The sequence below is a fragment of the Terrisporobacter muris genome (genome assembly GCF_024621905.1).
GTDB lineage: Bacteria > Bacillota > Clostridia > Peptostreptococcales > Peptostreptococcaceae > Terrisporobacter > Terrisporobacter muris.
Genome location: NZ_JANKBY010000436.1, coordinates 1 through 2,434 on the forward strand (window position 1 = coordinate 1; position 2,434 = coordinate 2,434).

The 2,434-nt window shown below is 28.1% G+C and carries 4 protein-coding genes; 1 reads left to right on the top strand and 3 read right to left on the bottom strand.

The window, feature by feature from the left end; translation table 11 throughout:
- Together NSA58_RS18870 and NSA58_RS18875 are read right to left on the bottom strand one after the other, a co-directional pair.
- Positions 1 to 645, bottom strand: a 645-nt coding sequence (locus NSA58_RS18870) for a heavy-metal-associated domain-containing protein (RefSeq protein ID WP_257560843.1), incomplete at its 3' end; no start/stop codon positions are given.
- A 14-nt stretch (positions 646 to 659) separates the two neighbouring features.
- Positions 660 to 1,028 (bottom strand): ArsR/SmtB family transcription factor, encoded by a 369-nt coding sequence (locus NSA58_RS18875; protein ID WP_039677858.1) that lies wholly within the window; start codon positions 1,026 to 1,028, stop codon positions 660 to 662.
- 211 nt (positions 1,029 to 1,239) lie between these two features.
- Here NSA58_RS18875 and NSA58_RS18880 point away from each other — a divergent pair, with 211 nt between their 5' ends.
- Positions 1,240 to 1,749: a hypothetical protein gene (locus NSA58_RS18880; RefSeq protein ID WP_074429958.1), complete on the top strand. Its 510-nt coding sequence runs from the start codon at positions 1,240 to 1,242 to the stop codon at positions 1,747 to 1,749.
- Positions 1,750 to 1,942: 193 nt separating this feature from the next.
- Here the strand turns inward: NSA58_RS18880 and NSA58_RS18885 are convergent, their stop codons facing one another.
- Entirely contained in the window at positions 1,943 to 2,404 is a 462-nt protein-coding gene (locus NSA58_RS18885) for a putative ABC transporter permease (RefSeq protein ID WP_052232777.1), read from the bottom strand.
- Positions 2,405 to 2,434: the final 30 nt, after the last annotated feature.

Genomic DNA, 2,434 nt, shown 5'->3' on the forward strand with positions numbered 1-2,434 from the left:
TCTATTTATTTCTACAGATAATTTTTTATTTACAAAATTAATATTAGATGTTTTAACTCCATCCAATGAAGATACTTTATTACCTATCACTTCTGCGCAATGAGCGCAGTTAAGTCCACCTAAAATAATATCCTTTTTTATATATAATTCATTTTTATTCTCAAGTACTTGGATATCAAGCCCTGGCTCTATTGAATCTATTAAACCTATAACATCTTCTATTATTTTATCTTCATTTTTTCGAGAATTTAGTTCCAGTGTTAATTTTTTATTAACAAAATTCAAGTTACTACTTTGAATTCCTTCTAAAGATTTTACTTTATCTCCTATTACTTCTGCACAATGGGCGCATGTTAATCCATTTAACATCAACTCCTTTTTATTATCTGCATTTACTCTTTTATTAAGTACCCGAATATCAAGCCCTGGTTCTATTGTATCTATAAGAGCAATAACTTCACTTATTATAGCTTCTTCATCATAAGAAGAATCTATTTCTAAAGTTAATTTTTTACTAATAAAATTCATATTACTACTTTGTACTCCATGAATATTTTTTACAACTTCTCCTATAGTTTCAGCACAATGAGCACATGTTAATCCATTTAGCATTAGTTCTTTTTTTATCAATACTGCTGCCAACATTATTATCTTCCCCCCTATCGATTATAAGTTTCTTCTATATGGCATAAGCCACAGTTAAATATTTGATTTATATGGTTATCGTCTAGCGAATAATAAACAACCTTACCTTCTTTTCTAAACTTAACTAATCTAGCTTGTTTTAAAACTCTCAACTGATGAGATATGGCTGATTGAGTCATATTTAAAAGGTCCGCTATATCGCATACACACATTTCTTCTTCAAATAAAGCATATAAAATTTTTATTCTTGTAGTATCTCCAAAAACCTTAAATAACTCTGCTAAGTCATAAAGTTTTTCATCTTCAGGCATTCTATCTTTTACTTTACATATTACATCTTCATGTATATATGTACACTCGCATCTATTTATAATGTCTTTCATTTGTATTCCTCCAATTTAAATATTAATATATGAACAACTGTTCATATATTAATATTATGATATTTGTCCTACTTGTGCAACCTTTTTTTGTATATTTTTAGATTTGTAACTATTTATAAAATATTCATATCTGAGTATTTTTTTAATATATATATTAGTAGTATTAGTAAATCTATTATATGAAAAATTTGAAAGGAGAGTTCATCTTAAAATGAATTATAATAACATGTATCCTAATAGAATGAGCGATAACATTGATCCAAACTATATATATCCCCAACCATATATAGACCCTTTAATGTACATGAATCCTTATGTTATTAATAATAACCAAGGCGCAAATTTCAACCCAAATATAAATCCTGAATATACGACATATTCAAACCAATATGTGGATAATCCACAGTTCAATCCTTACGAGGATATGCCTAACAATAATATGAATATAGGGTTTGAAAACAACAGTAATAACGGCAATATGAATAACATGAACAATATGAATAATCAAATGAACGATATACCTATGATTCCTATGATGCCACCAAACATGATGTTCCCTGGTATGTTTCCTCCTAATATGATGTATCCTGGTATGGCGCCAAATATGATGTACCCTGGTATGATGTTCCCTGGAACAGTGCCACCTAACATGATGTTCCCTGGTATGATGCCAAATATGCCTACTGTTAATATGGATGAGTTTGATGAAGAAGAAATGTAAATAAATATAGTATTAAAACATCAGTATAACCCCTATTATCAGGGGTTTTTTATTTTTTTTCAAAAAAGTGTTATAAAATTTTTAAATCTGTCTACACTATTTAATGTATTCCTCATAATATTCCCCCAATATTATAAATACAAAAAAGGGCATTCTAGTTACACTAGTATTGCCCTTCTTTTTTTATGTAAAATCAGCGATAAGATCTAAAAGTTAATAGGTATTTTATGTATACAAATAAATCATTTGGTTTTTTATCACCATAAAACTTATACCTTAAATAGTCATCCAGCCATATAGCTATTATGCTTAAGAAGAACCAGAAAACACTAAATAATAAACTTACTTGTCCCATAAGATTTAACGGTAAGTTAGAATAATCCCATATATTCAAACCCATTTTTATATTCAATATATATCCTGATATAAATTCTATACAAGTTACAATTATCATACTTAGTAAGCATTGCTTATATAACTGTTTATTTGGAGCTATATTATTAATTAGGCCAATCAGAACTCCACACAAACCTCCTACTACAAGCATCGATGGATGAGTATACCCCCTACATACCAGTTCTATATTTGTATAAATACATCCCATAACTAAAAATATAAAAAATTCTTTTTTTATAAACCCAACTATCTTTATCACCTTTTGTCACCTCAATCTATAAAATCCTTT